Annotated in this window: 14 protein-coding genes; 12 read left to right on the top strand and 2 right to left on the bottom strand. The window is 70.3% G+C overall.

The window, feature by feature from the left end:
* The first annotated feature begins 3 nt into the window (after window positions 1–3).
* From E3O28_RS12395 to E3O28_RS12370, 6 genes are all read left to right on the top strand, one after another.
* Entirely contained in the window at window positions 4–942 is a 939-nt protein-coding gene (locus E3O28_RS12395) for an ABC transporter ATP-binding protein (protein WP_134416220.1), read from the top strand.
* Window positions 943–1,037: 95 nt separating this feature from the next.
* Window positions 1,038–2,096, top strand: coding sequence for an aliphatic sulfonate ABC transporter substrate-binding protein (locus tag E3O28_RS12390; RefSeq protein ID WP_134343186.1), 1,059 nt, complete (start codon window positions 1,038–1,040; stop codon window positions 2,094–2,096).
* Between the two features lie 118 nt (window positions 2,097–2,214).
* A complete protein-coding gene (locus tag E3O28_RS12385) occupies window positions 2,215–3,090 on the top strand; it encodes an ABC transporter permease (protein WP_134343187.1) in 876 nt (291 codons plus the stop codon).
* Window positions 3,081–5,168 carry an acetate--CoA ligase gene (gene acs / locus E3O28_RS12380; protein WP_233191265.1) on the top strand — a complete coding sequence of 696 codons (2,088 nt, stop codon included), beginning with the start codon at window positions 3,081–3,083 and terminating at the stop codon, window positions 5,166–5,168. The genes E3O28_RS12385 and acs overlap by 10 nt, the downstream gene beginning before the upstream one ends.
* 83 nt (window positions 5,169–5,251) lie before the next feature.
* Window positions 5,252–5,821: a hypothetical protein gene (locus tag E3O28_RS12375; protein WP_134416218.1), complete on the top strand. Its 570-nt coding sequence runs from the start codon at window positions 5,252–5,254 to the stop codon at window positions 5,819–5,821.
* A gap of 152 nt (window positions 5,822–5,973) precedes the next feature.
* Entirely contained in the window at window positions 5,974–6,795 is an 822-nt protein-coding gene (locus E3O28_RS12370) for a 2,3-diphosphoglycerate-dependent phosphoglycerate mutase (protein ID WP_134416216.1), read from the top strand.
* A 66-nt stretch (window positions 6,796–6,861) separates the two neighbouring features.
* Here E3O28_RS12370 and E3O28_RS12365 read toward each other — a convergent pair whose 3' ends face one another.
* The gene (locus E3O28_RS12365) at window positions 6,862–8,028 is read right to left on the bottom strand and encodes a glycerate kinase (RefSeq protein ID WP_104100105.1); all 1,167 of its coding nucleotides are present in this window, start codon (window positions 8,026–8,028) and stop codon (window positions 6,862–6,864) included.
* A gap of 86 nt (window positions 8,029–8,114) precedes the next feature.
* On the opposite strand from E3O28_RS12365, the gene E3O28_RS12360 reads away from it, so the two are divergent.
* Together E3O28_RS12360 and E3O28_RS12355 are read left to right on the top strand one after the other, a co-directional pair.
* Window positions 8,115–9,107 carry an LLM class F420-dependent oxidoreductase gene (locus E3O28_RS12360; protein WP_134416214.1) on the top strand — a complete coding sequence of 331 codons (993 nt, stop codon included), beginning with the start codon at window positions 8,115–8,117 and terminating at the stop codon, window positions 9,105–9,107.
* A 73-nt stretch (window positions 9,108–9,180) separates the two neighbouring features.
* On the top strand, window positions 9,181–10,419 hold the full coding sequence (locus E3O28_RS12355; RefSeq protein ID WP_104100049.1) for a class I SAM-dependent methyltransferase: 1,239 nt from the start codon (window positions 9,181–9,183) through the stop codon (window positions 10,417–10,419).
* 59 nt (window positions 10,420–10,478) lie between these two features.
* Here the strand turns inward: E3O28_RS12355 and E3O28_RS12350 are convergent, their stop codons facing one another.
* Window positions 10,479–10,859 carry a DUF1622 domain-containing protein gene (locus tag E3O28_RS12350; RefSeq protein ID WP_104100048.1) on the bottom strand — a complete coding sequence of 127 codons (381 nt, stop codon included), beginning with the start codon at window positions 10,857–10,859 and terminating at the stop codon, window positions 10,479–10,481.
* Between the two features lie 468 nt (window positions 10,860–11,327).
* Here E3O28_RS12350 and E3O28_RS12345 point away from each other — a divergent pair, with 468 nt between their 5' ends.
* Genes E3O28_RS12345 through E3O28_RS12330 form a run of 4 tightly spaced genes read left to right on the top strand, consistent with a single transcriptional unit; the run spans window position 11,328 to window position 15,486 of the window.
* The gene (locus E3O28_RS12345; protein ID WP_134416212.1) at window positions 11,328–12,725 is read left to right on the top strand and encodes a DUF6421 family protein; all 1,398 of its coding nucleotides are present in this window, start codon (window positions 11,328–11,330) and stop codon (window positions 12,723–12,725) included.
* Window positions 12,718–13,389, top strand: coding sequence for an SDR family NAD(P)-dependent oxidoreductase (locus tag E3O28_RS12340; RefSeq protein ID WP_241973121.1), 672 nt, complete (start codon window positions 12,718–12,720; stop codon window positions 13,387–13,389). Before E3O28_RS12345 ends, E3O28_RS12340 begins: the two co-directional genes overlap by 8 nt.
* Before the next feature lie 58 nt (window positions 13,390–13,447).
* Window positions 13,448–14,332, top strand: a complete 885-nt coding sequence (locus tag E3O28_RS12335) for an ATP-binding cassette domain-containing protein (protein ID WP_104100103.1) — start codon at window positions 13,448–13,450, stop codon at window positions 14,330–14,332.
* Complete coding sequence (locus tag E3O28_RS12330) at window positions 14,329–15,486, top strand: ABC transporter permease (protein ID WP_347232385.1); 1,158 nt, start codon at window positions 14,329–14,331, stop codon at window positions 15,484–15,486. The genes E3O28_RS12335 and E3O28_RS12330 overlap by 4 nt, the downstream gene beginning before the upstream one ends.
* Window positions 15,487–15,596: the final 110 nt, after the last annotated feature.

Here is a 15,596-nt window from a genome sequence, read left to right as displayed (position 1 = left end):
CCCATGCCGCACCGCGCCGCACCACACGAGGCGTTCGCCGATCCGGCGTCCGTGCGCGGCGCGGCGTCCAGATCCACGGCCACGACCACGACCGGAAACTCGGCCTGCACAGTCGAGTTCGAGGCGATCGGCCGCACGTTCGCCCCTGCCACGACCCGCGGGGCCACCGCCCTACCCCCGGTACTCCGCGACGTTTCCCTCACGGTGCGGCCCGGCGAGGTGCTGGCGATTCTGGGCACGAGCGGATGCGGCAAGTCCACTCTGCTCCGCATCGCGGGCGGCCTCGACTCCCCGACCATCGGCCAGGTGAGAATCGACGGCTCGCCCGTCGCCGGCATCGACCCGCGCTGCGCGGTCGGATTTCAGGAGCCGCGCCTGCTGCCCTGGCGCACCGTCACCGAGAACGTCGCACTGGGACTGCCCCGCGGCACCCCGCGGGCCGCCGGCCGCGCCCGCGTCGCCGAACTGATCGAGCTGGTCGGTCTGGCCGCGTTCGCCGGCCACCGCCCCCAGGCCATCTCCGGCGGGATGGCGCAGCGTGCCTCCCTCGCCCGGGCGTTGGCCCGCAACCCGGGCGTTCTGCTGCTCGACGAACCGTTCGGCGCCCTCGACGCGCTCACCCGCCTGAAGATGCAGGACCTCCTGCTCGACGTGCACGCCCAGGCGCCGACGACGGTCCTCCTGGTCACGCACGACGTCGACGAGGCGCTGCAATTGGCCGACCGGATCATCCTGCTCGGCCGGCCCGACAACGGCACCCGCGCCGGCGCCGGCGCCACCATCGTGCAGGAACTCACCGTTCCCGGGGCCCGCCCCCGCGACCGCGGCTCGGCGGAACTCGCCGAACTGCGCGGACGACTTCTCGCCGGGCTCGGCATCGACCGCCACGGCGAGGCACGCGGGCTCGCCGCGACCTCTACCATCCCGGCCTTCCCCTACTGACTTTTCTGCCTCACCACTTCACCACCGCACTGCTTTCACCACCGCTTTCCCACACCGGGTGCAGCATCCGCTGCCCAATCAACTGAGAGATCCCGATGACACAGCACCGCTCCACCACACGAATCGCACTCCTTGCCGTCGCAACCGCCGCCGCCCTGCTGCTCACCGGCTGCGTCGCGGGTGAAAACCAGCCGGTCGCCGAGCCGGCCGAGGCCGCCGAAGCGGGTAAGACCACCGTCACCACCGGCGGCACCCTCAACATCGACTTCGCCACCTACAACCCGCTCAGCCTGGTGATCAAGGACCAGGGCTGGCTCGAGGATGCCCTCAGCGACCAGGACATCGCCGTGAACTGGGTACAGTCGGCCGGCTCCAACAAGGCCAACGAGGCACTGCGCGCAAATGCCATCGACGTGGGTTCCACCGCCGGCTCGGCCGCGCTGCTGTTCCGCTCGAACGGCTCGCCGATCCAGGTCATCGACATCTTCTCGCAGCCCGAGTGGGCGGCCCTCGTCGTTCCCGGCGACTCCGCGATCACCGACGTCGCCGATCTCAAGGGCAAGCAGATCGCCGCCACCAAGGGCACCGACCCCTACTTCTTCCTGCTCCAGTCTCTGGAGGAGGCCGGACTCACCCTCGACGACGTGACCGTGCAGAACCTGCAGCACGCCGACGGCTGGGCTGCCCTCCAGAACGGCTCGGTCGACGCCTGGGCCGGACTCGACCCGATCATGGCCGGTGCCGAGGCTGCCGGCGCGGAGCTGCTCTACCGCAACGTCGACTTCAACAGCTACGGGTTCCTCAACGCCACCGAAAGCTTCCTGACCGAGAAGCCCGATGTGGCCCAGACCGTCGTCGACGTCTATGAGCACGCCCGCGCCTGGGCGCTGGAGAACCCCAACCAGACCGCCGAGATCCTGGCCGGCGTCTCGGGCCTCGACCTCGCCGTGGCCACCACGGTGATCACCGAGCGTTCCAACCTCGACGTGGACAACGTGCCCGGCAAGGCCCAGCTCACGGTGCTGAAGAAGATCGGCCCGACCTTCGTCGCCGCCGGTGACGTGGCAGCGCAGAGCCAGATCGACGACGCCCTCGACACGATCGTCAACGACAGCTTCGCCACGAAGGCCGACCCGTCGGTCGTCACGGAGTAATCAGGAATTACCGTAGCGCCGTCCGGGGCGGGCAACCGCCCCGGACACCCGCACCACCAGCACCCCCTGCACCCAGCACCCCGGCCCCACCAGCGCCACCCACCGAGAGGACGCGACCATGACCGAGACTGTGCCCCGCACGCTGCCGCGCACGTCGGCCCGGACCGTGCCCGACGCCACCGCATTCGCTGCATCCGCCCCCGCCGCCCGCACGGCGCGTGCCCCGCGCCGGCCGCTCGCCTCGCGCGGCTGGATCGCCCTCGGCGGCGGAGCGGTCCTGCCGGTCCTGATCCTCGCGGCCTGGCAGCTCACCACCGCGCTCGGCGTGTTCACGATGGCCCAACTGCCCTCCCCCGCGATGGTCTGGCAGGCCGGCGTCGACCTGTTCGCGAGCGGGCTGCTCGGCCAGTACGCGGCGATCTCCACCCAGCGAGTGCTCATCGGTTTCGCCGTCGGCGCCGCCCTGGGCATCGCCCTGGGCGCCCTGGTCGGCCTGTCCCGGGCCGCCGACGTACTGTTCGCCCCTACCCTTGGCGCCATCCGGGCGGTGCCGTCGCTCGCCTGGGTTCCCCTGCTCATCCTCTGGCTGAAGATCGGCGAGGAGTCCAAGCTCACCCTGATCGCCATCGGCGCCTTCTTCCCCGTTTACACGACCGTGTCTGCGGCGCTGCGGCACGTCGACCGTCAGCTCGTGGAGGCGGGCCGCGCGTTCGGCCTGCGCAGGGCGCGCCTGTTCACGGCCGTGCAGCTGCCCGCGGTGATCCCCGCCGTGGTCTCCGGGCTGCGGCTGGCTCTGGCCCAGGCCTGGCTGTTCCTCGTGGCCGCCGAGCTGATCGCCTCCTCGATGGGGCTGGGCTTCCTGCTGATCGACTCCCAGAACAACGGCCGCATCGACCGCATCCTGCTCGCCATCATCCTGCTCGCCATCCTCGGCAAGCTGACGGATGCCGCCGTTGGCCTCTTCGAGCGCTGGGCGAACCGCAAATGGGCCTGACGCCGATGCCGGCCCCGTTCGATCCGGCGAGCGCCACCATCCGTAATCTCCTGACCGAAACCCGGCGCTACCCGGCCCCGGCCGCCTTCGCGGCGCAGGCCAACGTCGACGCCACCTGGTGGGACCGGGCCGCCGCCGATCCGATCGCGTTCTGGGCCGAGCAGGCCAACCGCCTCGACTGGGCCGAGCCGTGGCACACCGACCACACCTGGCAGCCGGCCAGGGCGGACGCCGACGGCGTGCTCTCCATTCCCCGCGCCGAGTGGTTCGCGGGCGGCAAGCTCAACGTGGCCGTCAACTGCGTCGACCGGCACGTGGCCGCCGGCAAGGGTGACAAGGTCGCCTTCTACTTCGAGGGAGAGCCCGGCGACCGCCGAACGATCACCTATGCCGAACTCGAACGCGCGGTGAACCGCGCCGCCAACACGCTTACCGACCTCGGCATCGTGCCGGGCGACCGGGTCGTGCTCTACCTGCCGGTGATCCTCGAAACCATCATCATCACCCTCGCCATCGCGCGCCTCGGCGCCGTGCACTCGCTCGTCTTCGGCGGCTTCTCCGCCGAGGCGCTGCGGTTCCGGGTCGAGGACACCGGCGCGAAGCTGCTCGTGACCACCGACGGCCAGTTCCGCCGGGGTCAGGCCGTGCCGGTCAAGGCCGCGGCCGACGAGGCCGTCGCGGGCGTGGACTCGATCGAGCACGTGCTCGTGGTGCGCCGCACCGGCGACCTGACCCCCGACATCCCCTTCACGCCGGGCCGGGATGTCTGGTGGCACGACAGCGTCGACCTCGCCTCCCCCGTGCACGAACCCGCGTACTTCGACGCGGAGACCCCGCTGTTCATCATCTACACCTCGGGCACGACGGGTACTCCGAAGGGGCTCGTGCACACCAGCGGCGGGTACCTCACGCACACCTCCTGGAGTCACTGGGCCGTCTTCGACGTCAAGGACGACGACGTGCACTGGTGCACGGCCGACCTGGCCTGGGTTACCGCTCACAGCTATGTGCACTACGGGCCGCTCTCCAACGGCACCACCTCGGTGATCTACGAGGGAACGCCGAACACCCCGCATCCGGGCCGGCACCTCGAGATCATCGAGCGCTACGGGGTGACCACCTATTACACGGCGCCAACACTCATCCGCACGTTGATGACGTGGTTCCCGGAAGGGCTGCCGAGCGAGTTCGACCTGTCCAGCATCCGTCTGCTCGGGTCGGTCGGCGAGGCCATCAACCCGGAGGCCTGGGTGTGGTTCCGCGAGAACATCGGCGCTGGCAGCGCCCCCATCGTGGACACCTGGTGGCAGTCTGAGACCGGCGCCGCCGTGATGGCGCCGCTACCGGGCGTCAGCACGCTCAAGCCCGGTTCGGCCCTGCGCGCCCTGCCGGGCCTGACGACCCACGTCGTCGACGACCACGGCCGGCCGGTGCCGTTCGGCTCCGGCGGCTACCTCGTGATCGAGGGCACCTGGCCAGGCATGGCCCGCACCGTCTGGGGCGACCCCGAGCGCTACCGCGACTCCTACTGGGCCCGGTTCGCGAAGCAGGGCTTCTTCTTCTCCGGCGACGGCGCGAAATACGACGACGACGGCGACATCTGGCTCCTCGGCCGCGTCGACGACGTCATCAACGTGTCCGGGCACCGCTTGTCGACGATCGAGATAGAGTCGGCGCTCGTCGCACATCCGCTGGTCGGCGAGGCCGGCGTCGTCGGCGTGACGGATGCGAGAACAGGCGAGGCCATCGCGGCCTTCGTGATCCCGGCCGCGGCACCGCGCCCCACCAGCGGTTCCGGCGAGCGCGGCAACCTGGGCGACCCCGCGGTCTGGCTGGCCGCCCGGGGCACCCTCGAGCCGCTGCTGCGCGCGCACGTCACGCAGGCCATCGGGGTCGTCGCCCGGCCGCAGGAGGTGTTCGTTGTGCCTGACCTGCCCAAGACCCGCTCGGGCAAGATCATGCGTCGCCTCCTCGGCGATATCGTGGCCGGTCGTGCGCTCGGCGACGTGACCGCGCTCCAGGACGACTCGGTTCCGGGCCGCATCGCCGTGATCGTGGCGGCCGCGCGGCAGCGCTGAGCGCACGGTTCCAGCGCCTACCCAGCGACGGGTGGAATCGTAGGGACCAACGCCCCAGACCACCCGAGCCAGAGGAGCACACCATGGGATTCTTCGACCGCCTCTTCGGAACCGAGCCCCAGCAGCCGGAACAGCAGCGACGCGCGACCGCACCGCAGCGCACCGACGACGAGATCGCCGTCGATCGCTATCAGTACCTACTGCGCACGGCACCGCCCGAGACGATCGAGCAGGTGCACGCGGAGGCCTTCAGCAAACTGAACGATGAGCAACGCGACCTGCTGTTCCGCCAGCTAAGCGAGAACGCCAACGCCAGCGAGCGCCCGGCGAACGCCGAACCGGCAACACTGGCCCAGGCGGCCACCCGGGCGGAGCTGCGCCAGCCCGGCACCCTCACCCGCGCCTTCGGCAACCAGGGCCAGAGCGGGCCGAGCTTCGGCAGCATGGTCGGCAGCTCCCTGCTCGGCACCGTGGCGGGCTATGTCATCGCGTCGACGCTGATGAGCGCCTTCCTGCCCATGGACTCCGGCGGCGCGGATGCCTCGGGCGCCGACTCCGGTTCCGGCGACTCCGGCGGCGATTCCGGCGGCGACGCGGGTTCCGGCGGCGACTCCGGCAGCGGCGATTTCGGCGGCGGCGATTTCGGCTTCTGAGCCCACCCCCTTCCGCGAGAGTCGCTCCCGCTCAACCCGGCCACTCCCCGCCGGGCGGTGGTCACTGCGGGGCTGTAGCCTGAGAATTAGCGGCGGAAGATCCGCGACGGCTGAGGCATCCGCCGGCTGAGACTCGAACAGGGCTGGTCACCGTGCGTGAAACGGGGGTGTTAATCGTGCTGCGGCACGGCCAGAGCACCGCGAACGCCGCCGGGCTGTTCACGGGCGTGCTGGATGCGCCGCTGTCGGATCAGGGGATCCGCGAGGCCCACACGGCCACCGTCCTCCTCAACCTTGCGCTGCCGGGCGAACGGCCACCGACCACCGGCACCGGCTCTCCGGCCATGACCACGGCACCGGCACCCGCTGCAGCACCTGTCACCCTGTTCACCTCGACGCTGACGCGCGCCCGGCAGACCGCCGCGATCGTCGCCGCCGGTCTGGCCCACCCGCCGGTCGGCTGCGACGCCGACTGGCGACTGAACGAACGCAATTACGGCGCGCTGACCGGCCGTTCCAAAGACGATGTGCGCGCCGAGTTCGGCGAGGAACAGTTCGTGGCCTGGCGCCGCTCGGTCGCCGAGGCCCCGCCCGCCATGGGCGACCTGCTCTACGACGAGTTCGCCGGCACCGCCCTGTTCCGCGCGCTGCCGGCGGCCGCACTGAACCGCACCGAGGCGCTCAGCGACGTCATCACCCGAGTGGATGCCTTCCTCACCGAGCGCGTCGACCCGCTTCTCGCCCGCGGCGAGATCGTGCTCGTGGTGGCCCACGGCAACTCCCTGCGGGCTCTGTGCGCGGTGATCGACGGCCTGTCCGACGGGCAGATCCGCGACCTGAACCTGCCCACCGGACAGCCGTTGGTCTACCGTTTCGACGCCCGGGGGCGTCCCGTGCCGTTCGGCGGCCGCTACCTCGACTCCGTCACCGCGCTGGCGGCCGCCCTCACCCTCGCGAATGAGGGCGGTACCTGACGATCTCGAGCCTGTGAGCTCGGGTGTGTGATCTCGAGCCGTCCGTGACGTTCCGGCTCCCGTCGCTTAGCTTGTCTGTGCCCCGCGGGCCGCCCCGGCCGACAGCCCGAGGGCGAGGATACGGCACACCGTGGCGGCGGCCCGTTCGAGGTTCGCCGGACCATCCGTCAGTGCCTGCGGGAGGTCGCTGACCTCCTGAACGATCGGCACCAGCGCGGCGAAGCCCTGGTCATAAAGCACCTCGGACCCGGGTCCTACCCGGCCCGCGAACGCGATCACGGGCACACCGTTGCGCGCGGCAGCCTCGGCCACGCCGAGCGGGGTCTTGCCGTGCAGGGTCTGCCCGTCGATGCTGCCCTCGCCGGTGAAAACGAAGTCGGCCCCGCTCAGGCGACGCTCGAGGAGGGCGGCCTCCATCACCACCTCGACGCCCCGCCGCATGCGGGAGTCGAAGCAGGCGAGGAAGGCCGCGCCGAGCCCGCCGGCCGCGCCGGCGCCGGGCAGCTCCGCCACGGAACGCCCGGAATCCGCGGTCAGCACCCGCGCGAAGACCGTGAGGGCCTCCTCGAGGTCCCGCACGGCCTGCGGATCGGCGCCTTTCTGCGGGCCGAAGACGGCGGTGGCGCCGCCCGGACCGAGCAGCGGATTGGCGACATCGCTCGCGATCTCGAACGACGCGGACCGCGCCCGCGGGTCGAATCCTTCCAGGTCGATCCGGCAGAGCCGCGCAAGCGCCGCTCCCCCGCAGTCCAGGTCACGTTCGGCGGAATCGAACAGACGAGCGCCGAGGGCGTGAAGCATGCCAGCCCCTCCGTCGTTGGTCACCGAGCCGCCCAGCCCGATCACGAACCGGCTCGCACCGCGGTCCAGCGCGTCGGTGATGAGCTGCCCGACGCCGTACGTGCTGGCGGTGCGTGCGTCCCGGTCGGCTGCGGCGACGAGATGGATGCCGGCCGACGCCGCAACCTCGATGATCGCCAGCTGCTCGGCGGCCACATAGCCGTAGGCGGCCAGCACCGGGCGTCCGCGGGCATCCTGAACCTCGGTCTCCACGATCTCACCGCCACAGGCGGCAACCATCGCGTTCACGGTGCCCTCGCCGCCGTCGGCCATCGGCACCCGCACGCACTCGGCGCCGGGGAAGACGGAACGGATTCCGCGCTCCAGGGCCGTGGCGGCCTCGACGGCCGACATGGATTCCTTGAACGAGTCGGGGGCCAGAACGAACTTCATGGTGTTGATCTTCCCGGTCCCGGGCACCAGCTGCAACTGCAGGGCGCAGGACGCAGCATTCGCTACCCCCGCGTAGGCTCGAAACCATGCGATTCGGACTCTTCATACCTCAGGGCTGGCGTCACGACCTGGTCGACATCGATCCCGTCGAACAGTGGGCGACCATGAGCGGCCTCGCCGCGCACGCCGACGCCGGCGAGTGGGAGTCGATCTGGGTGTACGACCACTTCCACACCGTGCCGGTGCCGAGCGAGGAGGCCACCCACGAAGCCTGGACGCTGATGAGCGCGTTCGCCGCCACCACGACACGGGTGCGCCTCGGCCAGATGTGCACCTGCATCAGCTACCGCAACCCGGCCTACCTCGCGAAGGTCGCCTCGACCATCGACATCATCTCCGGCGGACGCGTCGAAATGGGCATCGGCGCCGGCTGGTACGAGCACGAATGGCGCGCTTACGGCTATGGCTTCCCGCGCGCCGGCGAGCGCCTCGCACGCCTCGACGAGGGCGTGCAGATCATGCGCCAGGCCTGGGCCACCGGTAAGGCCACCCTCGACGGACAGCACTACCAGGTGGACGGCGCCATCGTGCGGCCGCTACCACTGCAGGACGGAGGCATCCCGGTCTGGATCGCCGGCGGCGGCGAGAAGGTCACCCTCAAGATCGCGGCGAAGTACGCGAACTACACGAACTTCGACGGCTCCCCCGAGGGCTTCTCGCACAAGAGCGAGTTGCTCGAGGCGCACTGCATGGCGGAAGGCACCGATTTCGGCGCGATCACCCGCTCGACGAACTACAACACCGTAATCGCGGCGACGGAGGCCGAGGTCGCCGACCGTCTCGACGCCATCGAGTCCCGGGTCACCCCCTACCTCGGTTCGGAGGGCGCGGCGGCATTCATGGCCGAGTACCGCAGCGGCGAGGCGCAGTGCGTCGGCACACCGGAACAGGTCGTCGAGCGCCTGAACGGCATGAAGGCACGCGGCCTCGGCTACGCCATCCACTACTTCCCGGAGGCCGCCTACGACCGCTCGGGTCTGGAACTCTTCGAATGCGAGGTCATGCCCGCGCTGCGTTGATCGGGCCGCACCCCGTGCTCTCCCGCCGGCCCCGGCACGCCCACCCCACCCCACCCGCGCAAAGATGGAACCCATGACCAGCACGAACACGGCGACCAGGCCCGCCCGCATCACCTGGGCGGAGGCCGGGCGGACCCGGTCGGCCCTCTGGCACTCGGAGAGCGGTTGGGCGCCGCCGGAACGCGTCGTCATCGCCGACGACACGATGACCGCGGATGCCGCCTACCGCCACGCGAAGGCTGGCACCGGCATGCTCTGGCGCGGCGACTTCCTGGGCGCCCGCCAGTTGCTCAGCGCCCTCGCCCGCCGCATCGACCACGGCCGGCACGCGCCCACCACCGACCTGGCCGCCGCTTTCCGGCACTACCGCTCCGAGGCGCTGCGCCGCTCCCGGCTGCTCGGCCTGGTGTTCGTGCCGCTCGACGCCGACTACACCGTTCCGCTCCGCCGCGCGCCCGACGTGCGCCAGGCCTGCACCGAGACCTACGGCCCGGCGACGGATGCCTCGGTCACCGCCCTGCGCGAGCTCCTCGGCGTCATCGGGGCGCACGAGTGGCGCACGACCGGGGTCGACGTACCCGCGCTCGGCGCCCGCATCCACCCGCACTACGGGGTGTTCTCGCCCGTGCGCGGCGAATACCTCGACCTGGTGAACACGGCCCCGCTGCCGGCAGCCTGGGCCGGAGGTTCTGCGGCTGAGGCCGGCTCGATCGCCGGGACCGCCACCGCGTTCGACATCGGCACGGGCACCGGGGTGCTCGCTGCGGTGCTGGCGCGACGCGGCATCCGTCACGTGGTCGGCACCGACCAGGAGCCACGGGCGCTGACCTGCGCGCGCGCGAACATCGGGCGGCTCGGGCTGGCCGGTGCGGTCGAGATCATCAAGGCCGATCTGTTCCCCGCCGGCCGCGCCGACCTCGTGGTCTGCAACCCGCCGTGGATTCCCGCGTCCGCCGTCACCGCCACCGACTTCGCCGTCTACGACCCCGACAGCCGGATGTTGCGGGGCTTCCTGGCCGGGCTGGCCGACCACCTCCAGGCGGCCGGGGAGGGCTGGCTCGTGCTCTCCGACATCGCCGAGCACCTCGGGTTGCGCTCCCGCGGCGAACTCCTCGACCTGATCGAGGACGCGGGCCTCGAGGTCGTCGCCCGCCTGGACGCCAAACCCGTGCACGGCCGCGCCGCCGACGCGTCCGATCCCCTGCACGCCGCCCGGTCGAAGGAAGTGACGTCGCTCTGGCGGTTGCGGGCCGTCTCTCCGCCGGCCCAGTCGACTGCCGATGCCCCCGACGCGCCTGACGCTGTTCGGTGAACCGTCAGGTTTGAAGGGTGCGCGGCGGCGCCCGCCCCTCGAACGTGTCGTTTCGAGCGCTACTTGAGGTTCGGCGTGCCGCCCTTGTTCGCGGCGAGGCGCCAGCGGGACCAGGGCCAGATGCCGTCCATCTCCACCTCAAGCGAGAAGCTGAGCAGCACCCGGATCACCACGATCGCGCCGAGCACCAGCACGCTCTGCGGGGTCGGATCCACCAGGATCGTGCGGATGATATCGGCGATGATCAGCACTTCGAGCCCGAGCAGGATGGCCCGGCCCAGATTGCGGCGCAACTTCTCATAGGCCCGCTGCCGGGTGTCGGCCCGCAGCGCGGTCGGCACCGCAGCGATCATCGCGGCCGCGCCGCCGAGCACCATGATGGCTGCACCGGCCGCCTCGACGATCCGCACGACCGCCGAGATCACCTCGTCAAAGTTCATCGGCGGCGCTCCTCGCTGCATGGTCGCTGCATGGTCGCCTCGACGATAGCGCAGGCCACCCCCGCGGTCGAGCCATCCTGTGGTCGAGCCATCCTGTGGTCGAGCCATCCGGTGGTCCAGCCTGTCGAGACCCGGGCAGCCGGTTCTCGTGCACCGCCCTCTCGCGCCGCTGAGACCGAAAGCGCCGTGTGCGCCCACAATCACCGCCGGAAGGGCGGCACTCGGCACAATGCGCGATTCTCGGAGAATGACCGGAACAACGCACACTTTCAACCGGAACGGGGGATTTCGACGACCGGAGGGTCGGAACACGGCGATTCGTTGCGAGATATGGCAAGAAAACGCCCGCACCCTCCCGCTACTCTGGACCGTGGCGCCAAATGGCACCACCGGCACCACCGGCACCACCCAGCACTACCACGAACGACCCCGCCGCGACCGCGGCACTCACGAAGAACGGAGGTTCCCATGTCGAATTACGTTGCGCACGATGCACTGGTCGGTGAGCCCGAGGTTCTCGAGGATGCCGTCACCGCCGCCAACCCGGCCACAAGCCCGGCCTGGCTCCGGCTCAAGTCCGCGGCCACCTCGCTTCAGGCCAGCCAGGCGCAGGACGGCTCCATCCCCGTCGCCGCCGACCACGCGGATGCCGCGGCGCACGTCGGCGTGATCGCCGCCGCCATCGACGAGCTCGCCCTGCTGTTCCCGCACGACGCCGCCTACCTCGCGGCCGTGACCCGGGACTTCACCCGCTGGAGCACCGAGGGCTTCGGCGTGCCGGACTTCTTCGACTCCCTGATGGCGTTCCAGCCGCAGCAGCAGCGGGCCGACGGCATCCGTCACCTGGTCGTGTTCCCGATGTACACGCAGAACGGCAGCGCGAACCGCTTTGTCGAGGCCGTGCTGATCGAGGTGATCTGGCCGGAATTCATCGACGAGCTCGAGCAGGAGTACACGAACGAGCTGTTCATGCCGATCCGTTTCCTCGATTTCACGCCCGGCTACGACACCAACTCGGCCGTTTTATTCCCCGAGACCGTCGCCATGCGCCAGATCCCCTCCTTCACCTGGGGTGCGATCTTCGCCGACCGCGAAGCTGCCCGGTTCCGCCGGGTCGTGCGCGCGGCCGCCGAGATCACGCGTCTCGAACTGCCTGCCGATGCGGCGGCGCTGCTCGACGACCAGCACCTGACCGAGGAAACCTTCGTCATGTGGGACCTCATCCACGACCGCACGCACATGCGCGGCGACCTTCCATTCGACCCGTTCATGATCAAGCAGCGGATGCCGTTCTTCCTCTACTCCCTGGAGGAACTGCGCTGCGACCTGACCGCGTTCCGCGAATCGGTCACGATCGAACGCGACGAGAACGCCAGCCCGGAAGCACGCCGGCACGCGAAACTCGTGCAGTACGCCGTGATCTTCGACCGGATCTTCCGATTCTCGATCAGCGGCACCCGGGTGCGGAACTACGACGGGCTGGGCGGGCAGCTGCTCTTCGCGTGGATGCACCAGCACCACGTGCTGCACTGGACCGACACCCGGCTCACCTTCGACTGGGAAGCCGTGCCCGACGTGGTCATCGCGCTGGGCAAGCGAATCGACGACCTCTACTGGGCGTCGATCGACCGGCCGAAGAAGGCCCACTGGCTGGCCGCCTACGACATGATCGCGGAGACGCTCACGCCGAACCCGGCGTCGCAGTGGGCTCGCGGCCTGCCGCTGGACGTGCTTGCTGGCGCACCGAAGGGCTACACCGACCTTGTTCTGGACGACGAGTTCCCGCTGTCGATGTTCTTCGAGGCGCTCGACAAGAAGATGAAGCCCGTGATCGAGTCGACGGCCGGGCTCACCGGGCGTGACTGACACCGCAGGCAGGGCCGTCGCTGGTCGCACCGTGCTCATCGCCGGTGCGACCAGCGCGGCCGGCCGCGCCGTGGCCACCGCGCTGACGGATGCCGGCGCGCACGTGATCGCGGTCGGCACCAACGCCGAGCGCCTGCACGGCTTCCGCGCCGAGGTTCCCGGTGCCGCAACCTATGTCTGCGACCTCGGCGACTTCGCCCAGGTCACGGCCCTGGCCGACGCCGTGCACGGCGAGCACGGTCCGATCGACGGCCTGATCCACCTGGTCGGCGGCTGGCGCGGCGGCGGCGGGCTGGCCGGCCAGTCCGACGGGGACTGGGATTTCCTGCACGCGCACGTCGTCGCCACGCTGCGCAACACCACCCGCGCGTTCAACGACGACCTGCTGGCCTCGCCGGCCGGGCGCCTGGCGATCGTGTCGTCGGTGTCGGTCGACAAGCCGGCCCCGGGCGGCGCGAACTACGCCGCCGCGAAGGCCGCCGCCGAGACCTGGACCCGCGCGGTCGGTCAGGGCTTCGCGAAAGCAGGCGCGGATGCCGCGGCGGTCATCTTCGTCGTGCGTGCCCTCGCCGGGCTGGAAACCGCACTTGCGACCGCGGTGGTCGGCCTGTGGGACGCGTCGGCGGCATCCGTCAACACTTCTCGCGTGCTTTTGGCCCCCTGAACCCGACGTCGGCACCCCGCGGCGCGCTAGCGTGGAACCAGGCTACAGAGGGGTGGGCATGCTCGACATCAGGACCATAAACAAGCGTTATGGCACCCGGCAGGTGCTGACCGACGTGAGTTTCGGCGTCGAGAGCGGACGCCTGACCGGCTTCGTCGGTGCGAACGGCGCCGGCAAGACAACCACCATGCGGATCATCCTGGGGGTGCTGTCGGCCGACTCCGGCACCGTGCTGCAAGACGGCGTTCCGCTGACCAGCGACGACCGCCGCCGCTTCGGCTACATGCCGGAGGAGCGCGGCCTCTACCCGAAGATGAAGGTGGGCGAGCATCTCGTCTACCTGGCCCGCCTGCACGGGTTGGGCCCGGCATCCGCCCGCCGCAACACCGCCGAGTTGCTCGACCGGCTCGGCCTCGGCGAGCGGGCCGGTGACCTGGTGCAGTCTCTCTCGCTCGGCAACCAGCAGCGCGCCCAGATCGCGGCCGCGCTCGTGCACGACCCGGAGTTCCTCGTGCTCGACGAGCCGTTCTCCGGCCTTGACCCGCTCGCGGTGGAAGTGGTCATGAGCGTGCTCTCCGGCTTCGCCGCCCAGGGCGCGCCGGTGCTGTTCTCCTCGCACCAGCTCGACATCGTCGAGCGCCTCTGCGACGACGTCGTCATCATCGCCGACGGCGAGATCCGGGCCAACGGCCCCCGAGAGCGGCTGCGCGAGCAGCACAGCAGCCCCCGGTTCGAATTGCGCACCGCGGCCGACGCTGAGTGGATCCACACCGTGCCCGGCATCTCCGTGCTCGACCTCTCCGGGGGTGTCGCCGTGTTCGAAGCCGAAACGGATGCCGCCAGCCAGTCCGTTCTGCGCCAGGCCCTCACCCGGGCCCCGGTGACACAGTTCAGCCAGCAGCGGCCCAGCCTCGCCACCATCTTCAAGGAGATCGTGCAGTGAGCACCATCTGGAACGACCGCGCCGGCACGCCACACATCGGACGCCCGCAGGTTCGCCCCCGGTATCCGGCGCCGAGCTTCGCCCGGAGTGTGTGGCTTGTCGCGACCCGCGAGATCATGGCCCGGCTGCGCAGCAAGGCCTTCCTGATCTCAACCGGCATCCTGCTGCTCATCTCGGTCGGTTCCGTCGTCGCCGGCAGCATTGCGAGTCAGAACCTGACCATGCCGAAGGTGGCCGTCGTGGGGTCCGCCGCTCAGGTCGTCGAGCAGACCGAGTCGTTCACGATGGTGAAGGCCGATGACGTCGGCGCTGCCGAGTCCCTGGTGCGGGACGGCACCGTCTCCGCGGCGGTCGTTCCGTCCACCCGGGCGGATGCCCTGCTCGGCGTGCGCGTCATCGCCCTCGACTCCCCGCCGGTGGGTGTGCTCGCGGCCCTGAGCGTCACCCCCGCGGTGAGCCTGCTCGAGCCGACATCGCGGCAGAGCGGTGGCCTCGTCTACCTCGTCTCCCTGGGCTTCGGGCTGGTCTTCTTCATGTCGGCGATCACGTTCGGCTCGACCATCGCGCAGAGCGTCGTCGAGGAGAAGCAGACCCGGGTCGTCGAGATCCTAATGACCACCATCCCGGTGCGCGCCCTGCTCGGCGGCAAGGTGGTGGGCAACAGCATCATGGCCTTCGGGCAGATCGTGGCGATCGGCCTGCTGGTGGCGATCGGCATGGCCACGACCGGCCAGTTCGGGTTGCTGGGCACCGTGGGGCCGTCGATCGTCTGGTTCGCCGTGTTCTTCGCGTTCGGCTTCGTCATGCTTGCGGCGCTGTTCGCCGCGACCGCGTCGATGGTCTCCCGCCAGGAAGACGTGGGCTCGGCCACCTCGCCCGTGCTGTTCCTCGTGATGATTCCCTATTTTCTGGTGATCTTTTTCAACGACAACCCCACCGTGCTCGCCGTCATGTCCTACATCCCGTTCTCGGCCCCGGTCGGCATGCCGATGCGCATCTTCCTCGGCACGGCCGCCTGGTGGGAGCCGCTGCTCTCGCTGGCCATCCTGCTCGCCTCGACGGCCGTGGTCATCCTGCTGGGCTCCCGCATCTACTCGAACTCCCTGCTGCGGATGGGCGCCCGCGTTACGTTGCGCCAGGCCCTGCGCGGCTGACCTGCCGCCCCGCCAGCCCGATCCCGGCCCCGAACCTGAACCCTGCCCCGAACCAATTCGACGGTGATTTTGCTCCCACGGGCCGGTTTCGGCCCGAAATCGCCGTTTCA

Source organism: Cryobacterium sp. TMT2-14 (assembly GCF_004402465.1).
Classification (GTDB): Bacteria; Actinomycetota; Actinomycetes; order Actinomycetales; family Microbacteriaceae; genus Cryobacterium; species Cryobacterium sandaracinum.
This window is presented reverse-complemented; position numbering and strand designations above follow the sequence as displayed.